Annotated in this window: 18 protein-coding genes and 1 pseudogene; 13 read left to right on the top strand and 6 right to left on the bottom strand. The window is 61.2% G+C overall.

From position 1 onward, the window contains the following. The first annotated feature begins 191 nt into the window (after nucleotides 1-191). The 9 genes from J2045_RS18950 to J2045_RS18910 all read left to right on the top strand — a co-directional run bounded on the left by J2045_RS18950 (nucleotide 192) and on the right by J2045_RS18910 (nucleotide 10,275). Nucleotides 192-452 (top strand): DUF4212 domain-containing protein, encoded by a 261-nt coding sequence (locus J2045_RS18950; protein ID WP_307375775.1) that lies wholly within the window; start codon nucleotides 192-194, stop codon nucleotides 450-452. A 12-nt stretch (nucleotides 453-464) separates the two neighbouring features. Next, the gene (locus J2045_RS18945) at nucleotides 465-2,231 is read left to right on the top strand and encodes a sodium:solute symporter family protein (protein WP_307375773.1); all 1,767 of its coding nucleotides are present in this window, start codon (nucleotides 465-467) and stop codon (nucleotides 2,229-2,231) included. A gap of 88 nt (nucleotides 2,232-2,319) precedes the next feature. Further along, entirely contained in the window at nucleotides 2,320-4,146 is a 1,827-nt protein-coding gene (locus J2045_RS18940; protein WP_307375771.1) for a DUF294 nucleotidyltransferase-like domain-containing protein, read from the top strand. Nucleotides 4,147-4,157: 11 nt separating this feature from the next. Beyond that, nucleotides 4,158-4,679, top strand: coding sequence for a hypothetical protein (locus J2045_RS18935; RefSeq protein WP_307375769.1), 522 nt, complete (start codon nucleotides 4,158-4,160; stop codon nucleotides 4,677-4,679). A gap of 7 nt (nucleotides 4,680-4,686) precedes the next feature. Continuing rightward, the gene (locus tag J2045_RS18930; RefSeq protein ID WP_307375766.1) at nucleotides 4,687-6,759 is read left to right on the top strand and encodes a 3'-5' exonuclease; all 2,073 of its coding nucleotides are present in this window, start codon (nucleotides 4,687-4,689) and stop codon (nucleotides 6,757-6,759) included. 246 nt (nucleotides 6,760-7,005) lie between these two features. Further along, nucleotides 7,006-7,950 (top strand): Bug family tripartite tricarboxylate transporter substrate binding protein, encoded by a 945-nt coding sequence (locus J2045_RS18925; RefSeq protein ID WP_307375764.1) that lies wholly within the window; start codon nucleotides 7,006-7,008, stop codon nucleotides 7,948-7,950. Continuing rightward, a complete protein-coding gene (locus tag J2045_RS18920) occupies nucleotides 7,947-8,441 on the top strand; it encodes a tripartite tricarboxylate transporter TctB family protein (RefSeq protein WP_307375761.1) in 495 nt (164 codons plus the stop codon). Before J2045_RS18925 ends, J2045_RS18920 begins: the two co-directional genes overlap by 4 nt. 10 nt (nucleotides 8,442-8,451) lie before the next feature. Then, complete coding sequence (locus J2045_RS18915) at nucleotides 8,452-9,969, top strand: tripartite tricarboxylate transporter permease (protein WP_307375759.1); 1,518 nt, start codon at nucleotides 8,452-8,454, stop codon at nucleotides 9,967-9,969. 141 nt (nucleotides 9,970-10,110) lie between these two features. After that, the gene (locus J2045_RS18910; RefSeq protein ID WP_166601365.1) at nucleotides 10,111-10,275 is read left to right on the top strand and encodes a hypothetical protein; all 165 of its coding nucleotides are present in this window, start codon (nucleotides 10,111-10,113) and stop codon (nucleotides 10,273-10,275) included. A gap of 468 nt (nucleotides 10,276-10,743) precedes the next feature. Here J2045_RS18910 and J2045_RS18905 read toward each other — a convergent pair whose 3' ends face one another. The 4 genes from J2045_RS18905 to denD form a co-directional block, all read right to left on the bottom strand. Further along, complete coding sequence (locus J2045_RS18905) at nucleotides 10,744-11,028, bottom strand: hypothetical protein (RefSeq protein ID WP_307375755.1); 285 nt, start codon at nucleotides 11,026-11,028, stop codon at nucleotides 10,744-10,746. 135 nt (nucleotides 11,029-11,163) lie between these two features. Then, a complete protein-coding gene (locus J2045_RS18900; protein WP_307375753.1) occupies nucleotides 11,164-12,948 on the bottom strand; it encodes an IlvD/Edd family dehydratase in 1,785 nt (594 codons plus the stop codon). Continuing rightward, nucleotides 12,945-13,838: an NAD(P)-dependent oxidoreductase gene (locus J2045_RS18895; RefSeq protein ID WP_307375750.1), complete on the bottom strand. Its 894-nt coding sequence runs from the start codon at nucleotides 13,836-13,838 to the stop codon at nucleotides 12,945-12,947. Before J2045_RS18895 ends, J2045_RS18900 begins: the two co-directional genes overlap by 4 nt. 2 nt (nucleotides 13,839-13,840) lie before the next feature. After that, nucleotides 13,841-14,824, bottom strand: coding sequence for a D-erythronate dehydrogenase (gene denD / locus J2045_RS18890; RefSeq protein WP_307375748.1), 984 nt, complete (start codon nucleotides 14,822-14,824; stop codon nucleotides 13,841-13,843). Nucleotides 14,825-14,972: 148 nt separating this feature from the next. On the opposite strand from denD, the pseudogene J2045_RS18885 reads away from it, so the two are divergent. From J2045_RS18885 to J2045_RS18875, 3 genes and pseudogenes are all read left to right on the top strand, one after another. Further along, a pseudogene (locus tag J2045_RS18885) lies at nucleotides 14,973-15,654 on the top strand (FAD-binding oxidoreductase); the annotation flags it as partial. 33 nt (nucleotides 15,655-15,687) lie between these two features. Continuing rightward, nucleotides 15,688-16,416 (top strand): FadR/GntR family transcriptional regulator, encoded by a 729-nt coding sequence (locus J2045_RS18880; protein ID WP_307375745.1) that lies wholly within the window; start codon nucleotides 15,688-15,690, stop codon nucleotides 16,414-16,416. Nucleotides 16,417-16,580: 164 nt separating this feature from the next. Next, nucleotides 16,581-17,750, top strand: coding sequence for a fumarylacetoacetate hydrolase family protein (locus J2045_RS18875; protein ID WP_307375743.1), 1,170 nt, complete (start codon nucleotides 16,581-16,583; stop codon nucleotides 17,748-17,750). A gap of 111 nt (nucleotides 17,751-17,861) precedes the next feature. Here J2045_RS18875 and J2045_RS18870 read toward each other — a convergent pair whose 3' ends face one another. Then, nucleotides 17,862-18,737 (bottom strand): DMT family transporter, encoded by an 876-nt coding sequence (locus tag J2045_RS18870; RefSeq protein ID WP_370873177.1) that lies wholly within the window; start codon nucleotides 18,735-18,737, stop codon nucleotides 17,862-17,864. Between the two features lie 377 nt (nucleotides 18,738-19,114). Here J2045_RS18870 and J2045_RS18865 point away from each other — a divergent pair, with 377 nt between their 5' ends. Next, entirely contained in the window at nucleotides 19,115-19,249 is a 135-nt protein-coding gene (locus tag J2045_RS18865) for a hypothetical protein (protein ID WP_307375738.1), read from the top strand. A 259-nt stretch (nucleotides 19,250-19,508) separates the two neighbouring features. Here J2045_RS18865 and J2045_RS18860 read toward each other — a convergent pair whose 3' ends face one another. Next, on the bottom strand, nucleotides 19,509-19,856 hold the full coding sequence (locus J2045_RS18860; protein WP_307375735.1) for a hypothetical protein: 348 nt from the start codon (nucleotides 19,854-19,856) through the stop codon (nucleotides 19,509-19,511). Nucleotides 19,857-19,871 lie beyond the last annotated feature (15 nt).

The following is a 19,871-nucleotide window of genomic DNA, read 5'->3' as shown; positions in this document are numbered from 1 at the left end:
CTGCTGTTTCGCCCCGATCCAACGCGTCACGTCGACAGTCCGCCCTGCGACTAACGGAGAATGTACGTTCTCAGGCGGATTCGTTACTCCTAGACAATTGTCTTTTCCGCCGTGGGACATGGAATGGCGGGACAGACGAGGAGGAACGGCGTCCCTGGGGGATGCCTCATCGAGGAAAGGGAGGAGTACTCGTGACGGAAAATTCTTCGTCCAACGCTTACTGGTCAGCAAACGTTCGCGTCATTTACATCTGCCTGGCGATTTGGGCCATCGTATCCTATGGATTCGGTATCCTGCTCCGTCCGGCTCTCTCCGGCATCGCCGTCGGTGGAACCGATCTCGGCTTCTGGTTCGCCCAGCAAGGCTCGATCGTTGTCTTCATCGTCCTGATTTTCGGCTACTCGGTGTACATGAACAAGATCGACCGCGAATTCGGCGTCGACGAGCAGTAAGGCGGATCAACAATGGATCAGTATACACTTAATCTGCTGATCGTAGGCGCGTCCTTCGCGCTCTACATCGGTATTGCCATCTGGGCTCGTGCCGGTACCACGGCCGAGTTCTACGCTGCAAACCGCGGCGTCAACCCGGTCATGAACGGCATGGCAACCGCTGCCGACTGGATGTCTGCGGCCTCCTTCATCTCCATGGCCGGCCTTATTGCCACCGTCGGTTATGGTAACTCTACCTTCCTCATGGGCTGGACTGGCGGCTACGTGCTGCTCGCGCTCCTGCTTGCACCCTACCTGCGCAAGTTCGGCAAATACACCGTTCCGCAGTTTATCGGTGACCGCTTCTACAGCCAGGGCGCTCGCCTGACGGCTGTCGTCTGCCTGATCATCATCTCGGTCACTTACGTTATCGGCCAGATGACAGGCGCTGGCGTCGCCTTCTCGCGCTTCCTCGAAGTCGATGTTTCGACCGGTCTCTGGATCGCGTCTGCCGTGGTCTTCGTGTACGCGGTTCTCGGCGGCATGAAGGGCATCACCTATACGCAGGTCGCCCAGTACATCGTTCTGATCATCGCCTACACCATCCCGGCGGTCTTCATTTCGCTGCAGCTGACCGGCAACCCGATCCCGTGGTTCGGCCTCTTCGGCACGCACACGGAATCTGCGCTGCCGCTCTTGCAGAAGCTTGACCAGGTCGTCACCGACCTCGGCTTCAACGCTTACACAGCCCAGGGCTCCATGCTCAACATGACCCTGTTCACCCTGTCGCTGATGATCGGTACGGCCGGTCTGCCGCACGTCATCATCCGCTTCTTCACGGTTCCGAAGGTCTCGGATGCTCGTTGGTCCGCTGGTTGGGCGCTGATCTTCATCGCCTTGCTCTACCTCAGTGCTCCTGCCGTAGGCGCCATGGCACGCCTGAACATCATCGACACCATCTTCCCGGGTGGCACGCAGCAGGAAGCCGTCCTTTACGACGAGCGTCCGGACTGGATGCGCAACTGGGAAGTCACGGGTCTTCTGAAGTTTGAAGACAAGAATGGCGACGGCCGTATCCAGTACTACAACGACAAGTCCGAAGGCTTTGCCGCCACGGCTGCCGAGCGTGGCTGGACGGGCAACGAGCTGACGATCAACAACGACATCCTCGTTCTCGCCAACCCGGAAATCGCACAGCTGCCGGGCTGGGTTATCGCTCTCATCGCTGCTGGCGGTCTTGCAGCCGCTCTGTCGACCGCTGCCGGCCTGCTGCTCGCGATCTCGTCTGCGATCAGTCACGACCTGATCAAGGACTTCCTGAAGCCGGATATCTCGGAAAAGGGTGAGCTTCTGGCGGCGCGTATCGCCATGGCAGGCGCGATCCTGGTCGCAACCCTGCTCGGCCTCAACCCGCCGGGCTTCGCGGCGCAGACCGTCGCACTCGCCTTCGGTCTTGCTGCTGCGACGATCTTCCCGGCTCTGATGATGGGCATCTTCTCGAAGCGCATCAACTCGCTCGGCGCCACGCTTGGCATGATCGTCGGCCTCGTGGTTACCTGCTTGTACCTGTTCACCTATCTGGGCTGGTTCTTCGTCGCAGGCACCAACATGCTCGAAAACGTTCCGGCCAACTACATCTTCGGCATCCCGCCGACGGCGTTTGGCCCGATCGGCGCACTGCTCAACTTCGGCACGGCCTATCTCGTGTCGATGATGACCCAGGCTCCGCCGAAGCATGTCCAGGATCTCGTCGAATCCATCCGCGTTCCGCGCGGCGCTGGTCAGGCAACCGGTCACTGATCGAAATGATCGGGAGGGGCGGCGCAGAGTCGCCCCTCCTGTCCCTCAGTCATTCGCGGCTCAATAGCGCCAAGTGAGGGCAAACGGGATGTCCCAGGCACAATCCGACGTGCTGATGTTTCTTGAGACCGTCCATCCCTATGACAGTCTCCCGAGGGACCAGATCGAGCTGGTTTCCAGCCGCTTCGAACAAGTCTCCTTTTCCAAAGGTTCTGAAATCTATCACCGGGGCAACGTGTTGGCCGGCATCTACCTCATCATGGATGGTGCGGTGGAAATCCTCGATGCCGCGAATACGGTGGTCTCCGAGCTTGCCGCTCGAAATTCGTTTGGTGAACGTGGTCTGTTGTCGGACGGTTTCGCAGCAACGACTGCGACAGCGCGCTCCGACTGCACCCTGCTGATGTTGCCGAAGGACGAGTTCCATCGGTTGATGCAGGAGCAGGCTGTCTTTTCCCGCTTCTTCACCCGTGGGCGCTTTGCCGATGCGCGGCGCGGCGATATGGCGATCCAGAAGGTGAGCGAGCTGATGTCGCGACCGCCGATCGTTTGTGCCTCCTCCGACACAGTCCGTTCTGCTGCCACCCTGATGCGCGAACGACACGTCTCGAGTCTCGGCGTCGTCGATAACGGTCGTTTTCTCGGCATCCTCACGACGCGCGACCTGACTGGGCGCGTGCTTGCAGAGGGCTTGAACCCCGATACAACACCGGTTTCTGCCGTGATGACGCCGGATCCGGTCGGGCTGCCGGGGGAGGCTCTGGGCTCCGACATCCTGCACCTGATGCTAGAACGCCGTGTCGGTCATCTTCCGGTCGTCGAAGGCGACAGGCTGGTGGGGATGATCACCCAAACGGACCTCATTCGCTTCCATGCCATCAGTTCTGCCCAGTTGATCCGTGACATTGCGTCGGCCGAAAGCGCGGAGGACATGCGCGCGATCACGGCGCGCATCCCGCAACTGCTCGTTCAGCTCGTCGGCAGCAACAATGCCCACGAGGTGGTGACCCGCCTGATCACCGACATTGCTGACAGTGTCACACGGCGGCTGATCATGCTCGCCGAGCGTGAGCTTGGGCCGCCGCCGGTGCCCTATGTCTGGCTTGCCTGCGGCAGCCAGGGGCGGCAGGAACAGAGCGGTGTGAGTGATCAGGACAACTGCATCTTCATCGAAGACGGGGTGGAGCCTGAGGACATGCCCTGGTTCCAGCAGCTTGCCGCCAAGGTTAGTCGGGGCCTCGATATCTGCGGATATTTTTATTGCCCGGGTGACATGATGGCGACCAATCCGCGCTGGTGCCAGCCGGTCTCGGTCTGGCGGAGCTATTTCCGTGACTGGATCTACAAGCCGGATCCGACCGCGCAGATGCTGGCCAGCGTGATGTTCGACCTCAGGCCGATCTGCGGTGCGTCGTCACTCTTCCAGGATCTGCAGGCAGAAACTCTGGAAGATGCGAGCCGCAACTCGATCTTCACCGCGCATATGATCAGCAACTCGTTGAAGCATGCTCCACCGCTCGGACTCCTAAGGGGCTTTGCCACGATCCGCAGCGGCGAGCATCGCAACCAGATCGACATGAAGCACAACGGTGTGGTGCCTGTTGTCGATCTAGGACGCGTCTATTCCCTGATCGGCAGACTTGCGCCCGTGAATACGCGTGCGCGCCTGCTTGCGGCGGAAGAAGCCGGGATCATTTCCGGCGCTGGAGCGCGTGATCTGATCGCCGCCTATGACCTGATCGCCGATATGCGGCTGCGCAATCAGGTCAGGCAGGTGCGGGACGGGCGAAAGCCGGATAACTTCCTCGCACCGTATGATTTCGGAGACTTCGAACGGTCCCATTTGCGCGACGCTTTTGTCGTCGTGCGCACCATGCAATCGGCGCTCGCCAATGGCGGTCGGGCGCCCGTCTGAAGGAATGAAGAATGCTGTTTGAGTTGATCGCTGCGGTCGTCGCCGGTGTTGCCCTGTCCGGTGTCGCGATGTTGCTGCGCTGGTTGAGCCGCGGGTTTTTGCCAAAATGGATCGTCCCAATGATGGCTGGTCTCGGTATGCTCAGCTATTCCATCTGGAGCGAATACAGCTGGTTTGACCGGATGAATCTGGCGTTGCCGGGGATCGTCGTCTCCTGGAAGAATGAGCAGACCGCCTTCTGGCGGCCGTGGTCCTATATTGAGCCTGTGACCACGCGTTTCACGGCCGTTGATCTGAAGGCTGCCAAGCGGCATCCGAACCAGCCGGGTCTGGTCATGGTTGATATTCTGCTGTTGGCCCGTTGGCAGCCGGTGACGCCGGTCAAGGTGGTTTTTGACTGCCAGAATGCGCGCCGCGCCGATCTGGTCGATGGGAATGTCAGCATTGCCGATGATGGGAGCCTCGTGGGTGCAGAATGGACCAAAGTAGAGCCTGACGATGCGGCCATGAAAATCGCATGTTCGGCCGGGTGAGGGAACCATGGTGACCAGGATCAGCCTCCGCGGACGTATCCTGCTGTTTTTCGTGGCACTGGCGGCCGGTGCCATTGCGGCATTGGCGGTCGGTTTGTGGTTTGGCTACCACCGCGAAGGTAATCCTGACATGCTGAACGCCTTCGTGCAGGGGGCGGTCGCAGCCGGTTTCCTTATCCTGGCGCTCGTGACCTGGATCTGGTTTCTCTTCGACACGCATATCGCCCGTCCCATCGACAAGGTGGCCTCGGCGATGCGGGCGAGAGCCCATGCCGATGTCGCCCATGACTTTGCGGCGGATGATGCGCGCTATCTCGGCGACCTGGCTGCGGCTGCCTCGGCTACGGCTGCAACGATTGCACAAACCCGCGGGGCCCTTGCTGAAACATTGCAACGCGAAACAGCGCGGCTCTCCTCGGACAAGAACAAGCTCGAGCAGCTGCTTGCCGATGTGCCGCCGGCGGTTCTGCTGTGTACCGCTCGCCATCATCTCGTCTTTTACAACGGCGTGGCCCGACAGATGCTGGCCGGTTCACCACGCCCTGTCTGCCTTGACCGCAACGTCTTCGACTATCTCAGCGAAGGTCCGATCCGGGACGCGCATCACAGGCTGATCGAGAGTGCTGATCCCGACGCTGTGGTGGAGTTCATCTGTCTCAGCCCCTGTGGTCAAAGTCGTCTCGCTGGTCGCATGCGGCTTGCCAGCGACAATGGCGGCGATGGCGGGGCCTATGTGATGACCTTGCGCGACGTCACGACGGAAGTGGCAGCCTATGCCAGGCGTGATGTGCTCCTGGGTGATGTCTTCCTGCAGATTCGACCGTCAGTGTCCCGGTTGCGCAGGCTTGCCGCCGACCAGGCAGAGCGTCACCTGACGGATGATGTCATCCGATCGGATATCGAGACGCTCGACACGATTCTGGACGGACTGGAAGCCCGCTTCGAGAGTTGCCGATCCGATGGCTGGCCGATGTCGCCAACGGATGCGCGGGAGCTCGCTAGCCAATTGCGTCGGGAGTTGCACGGACTCGGACTGTCGCTGGACACGGAGGCTGCGGAGGTTGCCGTCCGCTGCAATGCGTTCGACATCGTCAGCCTTCTGGCCCACGTCGCAGCGCGGGTGAACGGCGCGACATCGGCAGCACAGTTCCACCTCGTGATCTCTGAGGTCGGGGATGCGGCCGAGCTGGCGATCTCCTGGTCGGGCACGCCGGTCACACCAGAGGCCTTGCAGGCGTGGCTGAACGAACCAGTCTATGACGGTGGGGTGACCAGCGAGACAATTCTGAGGGCGCATGGCAACACGCTCTCGGTCGGGTTCCTGGCGGGGCGTCCGGCGATCTTGACGCGGCTGCGGCCGATCGAAAAGCTTCGCCCCATGGGAACCGACCTGTCCCGCCACGTGGTCTATGATTTCGACCTGTTGTCCCGCATGCAGTACGACAAGCTCTCCGAGGCTCGCCTCGATGCACTGACCTATGTGGTCTTCGACACCGAGACGACGGGGCTTCTGCCCGAGCAGGGCGACGAGATCGTCCAGATTGCGGCCGTGCGGATCGTCAATGGAAAGCGCGTGAAGAGCGAGGTGTTCAATCTGCTCGTCAATCCTGGCCGACCGATCCCGGGCTCGGCAACAGCGATCCACGGTGTCAGCGATGCAATGGTCGCCGATGCCGTCAGCGTTCAGGAGGCCATACGGCAGTTCCATCGTTTCGCAGAGGGCGCGGTTCTCGTCGCGCATAATGCGCCCTTCGACATGGAGTTTCTCTACAGGCGGGAAAAGGAAATAGGGCTGCGTTTCCTGCATCCTATTCTCGATACGGTTCTCGTGTCGGCGACCGCCTTCGGCCCGGCCGAGACCCATACTCTCGATGCGCTGGCCGTTCGCCTTGGAGTTCACATCGAGGACGAGGACCGACATACCGCGCTGGGTGATGCCATTGCGACGGCCGACGTCTTCATCAAGCTCAAGGATATGCTGGCCGGTCAGGGGCTCGTCCGTTTCGGCGATGTGCTGATCAGCCTGCGCAGCCACCAGCGGCTCGTGCGCGACCTCAACGACCAGGTGCACGCCTCCTGATCGGCGGGTGCGTTTCCAACCTTTCCTTCCCGTTCTGATCCGAAGCCTCTCTGCACTGCGGTGACAGGTGGGTGACAGGTTCTGCTGATAGGGCGTATGGTCACATCGTTCCGTGGAGGCGGGGCAGATGGGACACGGGAGGAGCAGGCATTGCCTGGAACGGTTCGCGCCGTATTGGGGGAACCCGCATTCTCCCCACAGATCAGTTGAAAGCGGCAAGAGCCGCATTGATGGTGGAGGACTATCTTGAAGCACTTTTTCCTGGCATCTATTCTCGCAGGCGCGCTGGCCCTTCCGGCCGCAGCCGCCGACTACACGATCATGGCTCCGGCAGCGCCCGGCGGCGGCTGGGACCAGACGGCCCGCTCGCTGCAGGCGGTGATGCAGTCTGAAGGCGTTTCCAGCAACGTCCAGGTCATGAACGTTCCAGGCGCCGGTGGCACCATCGGGCTCGCGCAGTTCGCCAGCCAGCAGAAGGGCAATCCGAACGCCCTCATCGTCGGCGGCTACGTCATGGTAGGCGCGATCCTGACCAACCAGTCGCCGGTCACGCTGGCCGACGTCACGCCGATCGCACGCCTCACCGGCGAATACGAGGCGATCGTCGTTCCTGCCAATTCCGATATCCAGAACATCGGCCAGCTGGTCGAAAAGCTGAAGGCCGATCCGGGTTCGGTGTCCTGGGCTGGCGGCTCTGCCGGCGGCGTGGACCACATCGGTGCCGGCCTGATCGCAAAGGCCGCCGGCGTCGATCCGACGAAGATCAACTACATCGCCTATTCGGGCGGTGGTGAAGCGCTTGCTGCCATCCTTGGTGGCCAGGTGACGGTCGGCATTTCCAGCTATGGCGAATTCCAGGCCCAGGTCGCTGCCGGCGCGCTTCGTCTGCTTGCCGTCTCCAGCGCGGAACGTATTGCCGGTGCCGACGCGCCGACGCTGAAGGAAAGCGGCCTCGACGTCGTCTTGCAGAATTGGCGCATGGTCGCTGCAGCTCCTGGCCTGACCGACGAGCAGAAGGCTGCCATCCAGGCTGACGTTGAAAAGCTTGCGAAATCCGCCGGCTGGCAGGAAACGCTGAAGACGAAAAACTGGCAGGACACCTATCTGTCCGGCGCCGCCTTCGAAGAGCAGCTCGCCAAGGACATCACCGCGACCGAAGCGATCCTGAAAGACATCGGGCTCGTGAAATGAGCATGGAAGAACGCTCTTCCGGACATCGCACGCGCCGCCCTGATTGGGCGGCGCTGGCCATCGCTCTGGTGATGTTCGCGATTGCGGGCCTGATCTTCTTCGACGTTGCGCGGTTGCAAGGCGGCAATCTCTATTCCGGCATCGGTCCGGCGACAGTGCCCAAGGGCATTGCATTCGGTCTGATCGTGCTCGGCGTCTGGACAGTCTTCGCTGCGTTGCGTCGCGATTTTCCGGCGCGGGATCATCAGGAGCTCCCCCCTGTCCTGTTCATCGTCGCGGGACTTGCCGCGCAGATGCTGCTTTTGAAGACTGCCGGCTTCTCGATTGCCACCGGTATTCTGTTTGCCATGACCGCTGCCGGGTTCGGCAAGAGAAAGTTCTGGATTTCGCTGCCTGCGGGCATCGCACTCTCCTTCGTCGTGTGGATCATTTTCGCGCGCTTCCTGCAACTGTCCTTGCCGGCGGGTCCACTCGAGCGGCTGTTCTTCTGAGGGGAACCCCGTGAATACGTTTGATTTCCTTCTCCAGGGGCTGGCGATCGCCGCTCAGCCGATCAACCTGTTCTATGCGCTGATCGGCGTCACGCTCGGCACACTTGTCGGCGTCTTGCCGGGCATTGGTCCGGCGCTCACCGTGGCCCTGCTGTTGCCGGTCACGTACCAACTCGATCCTGCCGGCTCGCTGATCATGTTCGCCGGCATCTATTACGGCGGCATGTATGGCGGCTCGACGACGTCGATCCTGCTGAACACACCAGGCGAAAGTGCTTCCATAGTCACGGCGCTCGAGGGCAACAAGATGGCCCGGGCCGGACGCGGGGGGCCAGCACTTGCCACGGCGGCGATCGGGTCCTTTGTCGCGGGATTGCTTGCGACCATCTCGCTGGCCTTCATCGCACCCTATGTCGTCAAGTTCGCTCTGTCCTTCGGGCCAAGAGAGTACTTCGCCCTGATGGTGCTGGCCTTCGTCACGGTGTCCGCAGCCTTCGGGGACTCCACGCTACGCGGCCTGACGGCGCTGTTCATCGGCCTCGCCTTTTCGATCGTGGGCATCGACCAGCTCACCGGCCAGACCCGTCTCAGCTTCGGCGTGCCGGACCTTCTGGACGGTCTCGAAGTGACGACACTCGCGGTGGCGATGTTCGCGATCGGCGAAACACTCTATGTGGCCGCGCAAGGTGCCCGGGCTCCTGACAAGGTCGAGGCGGTGCGCGGTTCGCTCTGGATGACCAAGTCCGATTGGAAACGCTCCTGGAAACCCTGGCTTCGTGGCACAGCGATCGGCTTCCCGATCGGTGCAATGCCCGCAGGCGGCGCGGATGTCTCGAGCTTCCTGTCCTATTCCGCAGAGAAGAACTTCTCGAAGCATCTCGAGGAATTCGGTCACGGTGCCATCGAAGGTGTTGCGGGTCCTGAAGCCGCAAACAATGCCTCCGCTGCCGGAACGTTGGTACCGCTGCTGACGCTCGGTCTGCCGACCACGGCCACCGCCGCGATCATGCTTGCCGGCTTCCAGCAATTCGGCTTGCAGCCGGGACCGCTTCTGTTCGCGACCAATCCGCAGCTGGTCTGGGGTCTGATCGCATCGCTGCTGATCGCCAACTTCATGCTGCTGGTGCTGAACCTGCCGCTGATCGGTCTGTGGGTGCGCCTGCTGACCATTCCGAAGCCGTGGCTCTATTCTGGCATTCTCGTGTTCGCGACACTCGGCACGATCGGTGCTAACCCGTCTGTATTCGAACTCGGCCTCCTTCTCACCTTCGGTGTGCTCGGTTACATCATGCGTGTTTTCGGGTATCCGATCGCGCCTGTCATCGTCGGCCTGATCCTCGGGCCGATGGCCGAGCAACAGCTGCGTCGTGCTTTGTCGATCAGCCAGGGTGATGCGACCGTGCTCGTCACCTCGCCGATTGCTGCCATCTTGCTGGCGCTTGCGGCCATCGCGCTCTTTGTTCCGATGATCCTTCGGGCGCGGGGCAAGGGGCAGGTACTGGCCCAGGTTGCAGCCAGTGAAGACTGATGCCTAAATTACCATGTGCCGATGCAGGGTCTGATTAACTCGGCCTGCATCGGCTGCATGGCTGGCGTGACTTTCCGTCCATTGTAATTCCACCGTCGGAGTATCATCTTCTGCTTGCAAACGAAGAAAGCGAGCAAAGAAATGTCTAGCCTCCGCAAGTCCATCCAGCAGGGTTTCCTCGGTCGTGCGATCGCCGTTCTTGGCGCAGCAAGCTCCGCAGCGGCTGCTGTCGAGGGACATCGTCGTCCAAAGGACCATCATCTCAAGACCCTCGGAATCAATCCGGCCGACTTTCCGCGCTACTGAGCTACTAGCGGTGACAAGGGGCGCTCTTCGGGCGCCCTGACGTGGTATCTGCGCACAACGCGTGAGCCTCTGGGACACGTGCTGCCAGGTTCGCCAAGACATGAGATTACGCCTATCGGGTCAACTGCTCTGCCGCAGCCTCGAGCGCAATGTTAAGTCCGGTCGCGGCCCGATCAAAATCAATGCTTCCCCCCAATTGATATGTGGCGCTTGTGCGCGCCAATTTGCTGCAGAACCCTTGCAGCCGCGGCGCAGTCATTTGCGTTTCACGAATTTCTTCCCGCCAATCGAGCGCCAGAAGGGTGTCCTCCATTCGCCAATGGATTGAGAAGCTGCCCGTCTGTGTCCCTGAAGGGGCCAGAAATCGGGACATGTTTTTCCCGAACGGCCGGATGCGGCGACAGGATGCCCTCCAAGGCAGTGTCGGTTTCGCCTCTTTCCACCGAAACCGTCATCAGGATGTCGATGTCACTCAAGGCGGATGTTGCCGGCAGCGCCGGGGCGCTTTCGGAGCGTGTGTCTGGGCGCGCTCATCACGACGTGGCTTGCATAACGTGGGGCGAGCCTCTCGTAGTTCTGCTTGTTGCGGTCGACCACGACGGGCTCGGCTGTCCAGAGGTCCTGCAGGTCAAGGCCGTCAAACCGATGCGGTTGTCCCGCCGGTTCAAGGGCGGCGGACGCAAGGGCCACGCCGCCGACCACGATGCCGACTGCGACGCTCGTGCCGGCAAGCAGTTCAAGAACGGGTTTCATCTGTGCCTCCATGGATATGCTGATGGAGGCTTGAATGATTTCTCCGTCGGTCAGTTCCACTATGGACTGATCTTCCGGCGGTATTTTGCCGATCTGTCTGCTTCGAACGCGAACAAATGATGTCCGTGTTGCGCGTCAGTGATTGTGCCGAGGCGGCGTGTCGGAGATTTTATGGAATTCTTCCGCACCGCGGATCGTCGCGCCGTCGGACAGCTGGGTCACTGTCTGTCGATAGAGCCTTTGCCAGGGGGTGGCGTCTGCAGGCACCGGTGGAATGCCTTCGCTTCGACGTCGGGCGATCTCGACCTCGTCCACGATCATGTCGCAGCGCCCGTGCTCGAGGTCGATCCTGATCACGTCGCCGGTCCTGATCCAGGCAAGCCCGCCGCCGGCTGCACTTTCCGGAGATGCGTTGAGGATCGACGGGCTGTCGGCGGTGCCGGACTGGCGGCCGTCGCCAATAGTGGGCAGGCTCATGATGCCGCGTCTTATCAGATGATCCGGCGGCTGCATGTTGACGACCTCGGCCGACCCCGGCCAACCCAGGGGACCGGCACCGCGGATGACGAGAATACAGGTTTCGTCGATGTCGAGCGATGGATCATTGATGCGTCGGTGGTAGTCTTCCGAGCCGTCAAAGACGATGGCACGGCCCTCGAATACGCCTTCCCGACCCGGTTGCTGCAGATAACGCTGTCGAAAACCGTCGGATATGACACTCGTCTTCATGATGGCGAAATCGAAAAGGTTGCCTCTGAGCACGAGGAAGCCGGCGCGCTCCTTCATCGGTGCGTGATAGGGCTTGATGACCTCGCGATCGGTTGCCTCTCGGCCTTCAAGGTTTTCTCCCATGGTTTGTCCGGTCACCGTCGGACAGCTTGCCTCGAGTCTTCCGGCCTGGAGCAGCTCCCACATGATGGCCGGCACGCCGCCTGCGCGATGGAAGCCCTCGCCGAGATAGGCACCCGCCGGCTGGACATTGGCGAGCAGCGGAATGTCGAAGCCGTGAACCTGCCAGTCCTCCGGTAGAAGTTCGACGCCTGCATGCTTGGCCATCGCCATCATATGCGGCTGTGCGTTGGTCGAACCGCCGATGGCCGAGTTTACGCGGATGGCGTTGAGAAAGGCTTCGCGCGTCAGGATGTCGGAGGGGCGAATGTTTTCCAGGACCAGTTCCACGACTCGCCGTCCTGTTCGGTAGGCCATCTGTCCCCGCTCGCGATAGGCGGCCGGGATGGCGGCGCAGCCGGTCAGGGACATGCCGAGGGCCTCAGCCATGGCATTCATCGTCGAGGCCGTGCCCATGGTGTTGCAGTGGCCGGGGGAGGGTGCAGAATCCAGGGCGCGTTCGAGAAACTCCTCGCGGGTAATCTCTCCCGCTGCATATTTACGGCGGGACCGCCATATCACCGTGCCTGACCCGACGCGTTCGCCATCATGCCAACCATCCAGCATGGGTCCGCCTGAAAGCACGATCGCGGGAATATCGACGGTCGAGGCCGCCATCAGGGCTGAAGGCGTGGTCTTGTCGCAGCCGGTGGTGAGCACGACACCATCGAACGGATAGCCATAGAGCAATTCCACCAGTCCGAGATAGGCGAGATTGCGATCGAGGGCGGCGGTCGGACGCTTGCAGTTTTCAAAGAGCGGGTGCGAGGGAAACTCGATGGGGATGCCACCGGCATCCCGGATGCCGTCGCGTACCCGCTTGGCCAGATCCAGGTGGTGGCGGTTGCACGGATTGATGTCCGAACCCGACTGGGCGATCCCGATGATCGGTCTGCCGGAGCGGAGTTCCTCCGGCGTCGTGCCGTAGTTCATGAAACGCTCAAGATACAGCGCCGTCATGTCGAGGTGATCGGGATTGTCGAACCAGTCCTGTGATCGCAAGCGCCGGCCCGGCTTCTTCGTGTCAGTCATCGGTCATTCTCCCCGCGATCATTGATTTTTTCCAGGTGAAGGAGCAGGCCGCTATGGTCGGTATCGCCATGCCCGTCGGCGACGAATGCCTCAAACGCCTCGCGAATGTCTGCAGTCAGCGGCAGGTGCAATCCCAGGGACTGTGCCATGGCGGCGACTGCGTTCAGGTCCTTCAACTGCAGGCGCGAGGGTCCGCCCGGTTCAAAACGGCGCTCGACCATCCGCTGGCCGTGCAGCTCTAGGATCCGGCTTTCTGCAAAGCCGCCACGGATCGCCTCGCGAAACTTCGCCCGTGATGCGCCGCCGGCCTCGACCAGCATCATGGCTTCCGCCACGGCGCCGATGGTGATGGCGACGATCTGCTGGTTGGCCAGCTTGCAGATCTGCCCGGCTCCGGAGGGGCCGACATGGGTCACACGACCGAGGGGGGCGAAAACCCCTGACAGCCCCGCAATCACGTCTGCCTCGCCGCCGGCCATGATGGCCAGCGTGCCGGCTTCTGCGCCGACAACACCGCCGGAGACAGGTGCGTCCACATGGGCGATCCCGCGTTCGGCAAGGCGTGCAGCATGGTCTCTGGCGATCGGCGGGGCAATCGAAGAGGTATCGATCACCGTGCCGCCTGGCCTCAGGGCGTCCGCGACGCCTGCCGAAAACAGGACCTCGCCGACGGCTGTTCCGTCTGAGAGCATGGTGAAGACAATGTCGGCGCCGCTCGCGGCTTCTCTTGCCGTCGACGCATTCCTCGCGCCTGCGGAAACGAGCGCTTCTGCCTTTCGTCCATCTCTGTTCCAGACCGTGACCGCGAATCCCGCAGCCAGCAACCGACGCACCATCGGAGCCCCCATGAGGCCTGTGCCGATGAAGGCGATCCGGCTTCTTGTATCCATGCTCACAGCATACCTCCCAACTCGTCCTCGATATGGATGCGGATGATCTCGTCGAAGGACGTTTCTGCCGCAAAGCCGAGTGCGCGTGCGCGGGTCGCCTCGAAACCAGCTGCCCAGCCGGCACAGATCCGCATGATCATTTCATCCGGTTTGCGGCGTATCAGCTTCACCGCCTTGTCACCCGCTGTCCGTCGCAATGCCTCGATCTGTTCCCCGACGGTGGCGCTGACTCCCGGCATGGACAGGTTGCGGCGCGGCCCCACCTCTTCCAGGTCGATCGTTGCACCATGGAGGAGAAAGCCGACGGCAGACCGAGGTGAGGCGTGCCAATGACGGACCTCGTCGCCCACCGGCAGAACGGCCTCCCGGCCCACCAGCGGTTCACGCAGGATGCTGGAGAAGAAGCTCGATGCCGCCTTGTTCGGCTTGCCGGGACGAATGCAGATGGTCGGGAGGCGGATCCCGATGCCATCGAAGTAACCCTTGCGCGAGTAGTCCGACAGCAAGAGTTCGCAGATCGCCTTCTGGGTACCGTAACTGGTGAGCGGTGTCGTGTGAAAATCGTCCGGGATCGGAAATGGGAGAGGTGCGCCGACCACCGCAATCGAGGAGGTGAATACAAGCCGTGGCCTGTAACCGTCTTGCGCATGTGCGAGACGAACCGCCTCGAACAGATGACGCGTCCCGTCCAGATTGATGCGATAGCCGCGTTCGAAGTCCAGTTCCGCCTCGCCGGACACGATGGCCGCCAGATGGAAGATCACGTCGGGTCGCGATGCGATCAGCGTTGCTGACGCTTCAGGTTCGGAGAGGTCGACCGTATGGAGCGTCACCTTGCCGTCGAACGCTGCCGGGGGCTCCGGCGTCACGACATCGACGAGGGTCATCGCCTCTAGTGCGTGTCCGCTAAGTGCGCCGTCACGCGACAGTCGCTCCGCCAGCTTGCGCCCGATCATGCCGGCTGCGCCAATAATCAGGACATGCATTTTCTTTTCCTCCCGTTCCATTCATCCGCTTGCCCCGACAATCAGACAAGGCCGTGCGCCAAAAAAAGGAATTTGTAAGGTTGTCTGATAACCCTAGGTCGTCGGCTTGAAAACCCCATTGTTGGATGCATGTCCGCCCGGGGCGCCGAAAGACACGATCACGTTGTATCGGTGTGCAAGGCGGGACTGCTGCGACCTGATGTCCACCGTCGAATTCATGCTTCCGATGGCCTTCACCCTGGTTCGTGAGGCAATGTCGGATCTCGCCGTGCCCCTAGGCGGTCCCTATCCGGCCTACGGGCTGATGGAGATTTCCGGCTCCTGTCCGGTGGATATCGAGGATCTCATGCATGGATTTCTCGACGGCGTGATGGAGGACGGGCTGGAGCTCGATGGGGTCATCGCGACCTCGGAAGCTCAGGCGATGAACTTATGGCTGTTCCGGGATGGTATGAATGCGGGGCGGACAAGGCGTGGACCGCATCTGCGGACCGATGTCTCGGTGCCCCCTGTCCCGGCTCTGGCTTAGCGTCTCCCATGGTCATGTCGGTGACGGCAACAGACATCTTAACGTGCTGCCGCCAGCGGGGCTTTCGCACGAGGAGATTCATGGCCGCGTTTACGAGGCAAAGGGAGCCATCAATGCTGTTCCCGATGATTTCGGTGGTTCGATCAGTGCTGAACATGGGATCGGGCGTCTGAAGAAACCGGATTTCCTGTCACGTTCGCCGCCCCCGCAGGCGCCGCTGTTGACCGCCATCAAGCGCGCAGTCGATCTCTGCCTCGTGATGAGCTCGGGTTGCCAATTGAATTTTGGCCCGGATTCATGAAATACCCATGCAGAGACAGGGAGATATCAGGCTATGTCGATCGATATCGGGCAAATCAGTTTCGGGCAAATCCGGCGCAGCGAGCATCTGCCGGCCCGGATCGCCGTGCAGTTGGCCGAAGAGATCCATCAAGGACGCCTGAAGCCGGGCGAGAGGTTGCCGACCGAGCATGTGCTTGCGAAGACGCTGGGGGTCAGCCGTTCTGTGGTGCGCGAGGCGATCGCCCAGTTGCGCAACGAGGGGCTTGTCGAAACGCGCCAGGGTGTCGGTGCTTTTGTCAGCGAGCCATCCGCTCGACCCATCCGGATCAAGGACGGGGAACTTTTCGAGCCGCAGAGTTTCCGGGCACTCTTCCAGCTCCGCGTTCCACTTGAGATCGAGGCAGCAGGACTTGCCGCCGTGCATCATACACCCACCGATCTCAACCGGATCGACGATGCGCTGTCGCGCATGACCGGTGCCGAGAAGTGGTCCGAACAGGGCATCGTGGCCGACCTCGCATTTCATCGTGCCGTGGCCGAGGCGACGCATAACGAGTATTTTGCACTGTTCATCGGCTTCATTGCCGAACGCATCAGCATGGCGATCGATGCCGCCCGTTCGCGCGCGGTACTGGAGGAGATCGTCGAGGTGACCATCACCGAGCATGTTCGTCTGAGGGACGCCATTGCGAGCCGAAATCCGACTGCTGCCCGGGAGGCCATGCGTGCTCATCTGCATGGTGCCGCCAGCCGCATCGACCTCAGTCTCGAGCAGTTCTGACGTCGTTTTCCGGGGGGGCTGCATGGGTTTTTCCCGATGCGGCCATCCGGGGTGGACAGTTCGAGAACATGCCATTATCAAAAAGCGAAGAAAGTTGTCAGACACCCTGACAATAGGGTGGGGCGACGGGAGCGTCGCTGCCGGGGACAGGGAGGAGGTCCATCTTGTTGCGCCAACATAGCCTGAAATCTTTGGATATCTTGCCCGAAGACGCGTCTGAGGCCGTTCTGGTTGGTCGTGTCTGGTCCGATGCGGCCGGTGGTCCGTGCCCTGTTCTTGTTCGAGGTGGACAGGTGTTCGACCTCACCAGCCTGTCGGCGACCTCATCCGGTCTCTTCGAAATCGAGAACCTTGCGGAGCGTCTTGTGTCGCTTCCGAGTTCAGCCTGTCTTGGCAAACTCGACGATTTTCTTTCAGGTGCTCTGGGTCGGCTTCTCGCCCCCATCGATCTGCAGGCGGTGAAGGCTGCCGGTGTCACCTTCGCCGACAGCATGCTGGAACGTGTCATCGAGGAGCAGGCGAGAGGGGATGCAGGGCGCTCCCAGGCCATCCGCGAGAAGCTCGCGCCGGTGCTGGGGGACAGCCTCAGGGGACTTGTCGCCGGGTCCGCGCAGGCGGCGAAGGTGAAGGAGCTGCTGAAGGAGATGGGCCTCTGGTCTCAGTATCTCGAAGTCGGAATCGGGCCGGATGCCGAGATCTTCACGAAGGCACAGCCTATGTCCTCTGTCACATGTGGCGACACCGTCGGTATTCATCCGATCTCCGAGTGGAACAATCCCGAACCGGAAATCGTCCTTGCCGTGCGTTCAGACGGCAAGATCATTGGCGCGACGCTCGGCAATGACGTCAATTTGCGTGACGTCGAAGGCCGATCGGCCCTGCTTCTGGGGAAAGCAAAGGACAACAATGCCTCGTGTTCGATCGGCCCCTTCGTCCGGCTCTTCCACGGCAACTTCACGCTCGACGTGTTGCGCACGGTGCGGGTCTCGCTGCTGGTGCAAGGAGAGGACGGTTTCGAGATGAAGGGGGAGAGCCCCATGGAGGCGATCAGCCGGTCACCTGAAAATCTCGTCTCGCAATTGCGCAATCGAAACCATCAGTATCCCGACGGCGCTGTCCTGTTCCTCGGGACGATGTTTGCACCGGTCAAGGACCGTCGTGGACCCGGTCAGGGTTTCACGCACGAGGTTGGGGACCGCGTCGAAATCGCCACACCGACGCTCGGACGGCTGATCAACTGGGTCGACCGAACAGACGTTTGCGACGAATGGAGCTTTGGCTCGCGGGCGCTGTTCCGGAATCTGGCTGTGCGGGGGCTTCTCGATAAGGCATGAGGACGTGTGATCAAGGTCGTTACTCGCACGACGATTCATGCGTGATTTCCCGGGGCGTGCCGCGCCAGTCGTCGTCCATCGCTCACTCATGGAGGTCGGGGTGGCAGCGCCTCATTCGGGCACAGAGGGCAGGACCGTGTCGCGCTTCTTCAGTTGTTGCTCGCGGAAGAAGATGAAAAGGCCAGACCCGACAATCAGCGAGGCGCCGATCACCATGGTGACGCGTGGAACCTCATCGAAGAACAGGTAGCCGAAGACCACGGCCCACAGAAGCAGGGTGTATTGCAGTGGCGCGACCGTTGCCGCATCCGAGATCTTGAGCGCGCGGTTGACCAGCATGTGTGCGCTCATGGCGACGATGCCGAGCAGGCCCAGCAGCAGGATCTCGGTGATCGACGTCAGAGGTGTCCAGTCGAACGGTGCAAAGACCAGTCCGGCCAGACCTGCGCCAGCCGTCTGGAAAAGAACCAGCGTCTTGTCCGGCGTGTTCCTCAGGCTTCGGCCCGACAGCATCATGAAGGCAAAGGCCGCAGTGCCGATGATGGAGATCAGGGCCGGCATGGTGAACATGGCGCTCGACGGTTCAAGCGTGATGATGACGCCGACGAAGCCGAGCGCAATCGCCGTCCAGCGGCGCCAGCCGACCTTTTCGCCGAGAAGGAAGGGCGCGGCGGCAGCGACATAAATCGGGGCGGCGAGCCAATAGGTCATGACGTCGGCCAAGGGCAGATACATCACTGCATAATAGAAGCAGAAGAGTTCGAGCGTGGAAAGGACGACCCTGGCAAGCTGAAGCCCAGGACGTTCCGCCTCCAAAATCGGTTTGCGTTCGGCCATCCAGAGAAAGGGTGCCAGTATGATCAGGGCCGCAACGCTGCGGATGAAGATTATCTGGCCCAGACCATAGCTCGCAACCAGCCATTTTCCCATGGCATCGTTCAATGCAAAGAGCAGCATGCCGAGCAGCATGACCGCCGGTCCAGCCATACTGGAAAGTCTGATGGATACTGGTCCGGAATATGCGGGCGTCATGGTTTCTCCGGTGATCGCTGTGCCGGAACGGCGATGTTGGATCGGGCTGCGCGATTGCAGTATCCGATGCAGTCTTTCAGCATCCCTACAGCATGATCATGTTGTCGGACAGCATCGTGGGATATGCGGTTTCAGATTTCGCTGACCTGCGTGCTTGCTGGTGTCGGAACACTCCACGAGGCCGGATCGGAGAACGAGGCAGAGCGTTCCGCGCCGGGATGACTCTTTAGAATACCAATCTAGTCGTGATTATTGACTTCGGGCGGATTGTGACGAAAATATGTCAATATCGGCGTAGGCCAATGAGTGGCCTCGCTTCAACGGAGACTGCCATGTCGCAAGCAATCGCCAGGCTGTTTGGGGACCACCGTTCGAGACAATCCCTTGAGATTTGTCGTCAGCGGCTCGCCATGATCGCTGCCGCAACCTCCATCGGTTTCATTGCCGTGCTCCTCTTCGTTCTCTGAAACGAGACCGCACACGAAGGCATTGCCTCGGGTTGCCGTGGCATGCTCCGGACCTGTCGCTGTTTCCAGCCGCGATCGCGGCCATATGGATCAGTTAAGCGGTAGCGTGCAGCAGGCGGAGTGCTGAGACTGGGCCCAGTGCCATCTCCTGCCAGCCCAATCGGCAGCCTGTCGCCTGAGCCGCATAGATCATCAGGAACGCGACAGACCAACCGACGAACCCCGATAGCATGGCAATGAAGGGGAGGCGGGCTGCATCTCAACCTCCTGTCTGCCCGAGGCGCTCAAATGCGAACGGAAAGGCAAGGCCGACAAGGTCGATGATGGCTGTGTAGTCCTGCCAGAGCCGTCCGATCGCAAGATCGAGCGAACTGTGAAACGAGATGAAACCCGTCCGCCAGCGCCAGAGGCCGTAGCCTGCCAAAACGACACCGATGGCGGCATGCAGCATGACGTAGACATGCACCGCGAAGACCGAGGCCAGAGCCGCCTGGCTTTCCGGTAACGGGCTCTCCGAGAGGATGAAAACCAGCGGGGCCAGTGTGAACAGCAGGCCCACCAAGAGGTTGGACGTGGTTGCCGCTGAAGAGACCAGCGAACCGCGCACATCGGCTATCCCGTG

Source organism: Peteryoungia aggregata LMG 23059, from assembly GCF_030814435.1.
Lineage (GTDB): Bacteria > Pseudomonadota > Alphaproteobacteria > Rhizobiales > Rhizobiaceae > Allorhizobium > Allorhizobium aggregatum.
Note: the sequence above shows the minus strand (reverse complement) of the source record. Positions and strands in the feature narration are given on the sequence as shown.

Bases quoted from the DNA above. Each gene is read 5' to 3' on its own strand.
- J2045_RS18900 (WP_307375753.1), bottom strand. From the start codon at position 12,948: ATGACTGACACGAAGAAGCCGGGCCGGCGCTTGCGATCACAGGACTGG.
- J2045_RS18870 (WP_370873177.1), bottom strand. From the start codon at position 18,737: ATGGCTGGACCGGCGGTCATGCTGCTCGGCATGCTGCTCTTTGCATTG.
- J2045_RS18945 (WP_307375773.1), top strand. From the start codon at position 465: ATGGATCAGTATACACTTAATCTGCTGATCGTAGGCGCGTCCTTCGCG.
- J2045_RS18865 (WP_307375738.1), top strand. From the start codon at position 19,115: ATGTCGCAAGCAATCGCCAGGCTGTTTGGGGACCACCGTTCGAGACAA.
- J2045_RS18930 (WP_307375766.1), top strand. From the start codon at position 4,687: ATGGTGACCAGGATCAGCCTCCGCGGACGTATCCTGCTGTTTTTCGTG.
- J2045_RS18895 (WP_307375750.1), bottom strand. From the start codon at position 13,838: ATGGATACAAGAAGCCGGATCGCCTTCATCGGCACAGGCCTCATGGGG.
- J2045_RS18910 (WP_166601365.1), top strand. From the start codon at position 10,111: ATGTCTAGCCTCCGCAAGTCCATCCAGCAGGGTTTCCTCGGTCGTGCG.
- J2045_RS18940 (WP_307375771.1), top strand. From the start codon at position 2,320: ATGTCCCAGGCACAATCCGACGTGCTGATGTTTCTTGAGACCGTCCAT.
- J2045_RS18905 (WP_307375755.1), bottom strand. From the start codon at position 11,028: ATGAAACCCGTTCTTGAACTGCTTGCCGGCACGAGCGTCGCAGTCGGC.
- J2045_RS18880 (WP_307375745.1), top strand. From the start codon at position 15,688: ATGTCGATCGATATCGGGCAAATCAGTTTCGGGCAAATCCGGCGCAGC.
- J2045_RS18920 (WP_307375761.1), top strand. From the start codon at position 7,947: ATGAGCATGGAAGAACGCTCTTCCGGACATCGCACGCGCCGCCCTGAT.
- denD (WP_307375748.1), bottom strand. From the start codon at position 14,824: ATGCATGTCCTGATTATTGGCGCAGCCGGCATGATCGGGCGCAAGCTG.
- J2045_RS18935 (WP_307375769.1), top strand. From the start codon at position 4,158: ATGCTGTTTGAGTTGATCGCTGCGGTCGTCGCCGGTGTTGCCCTGTCC.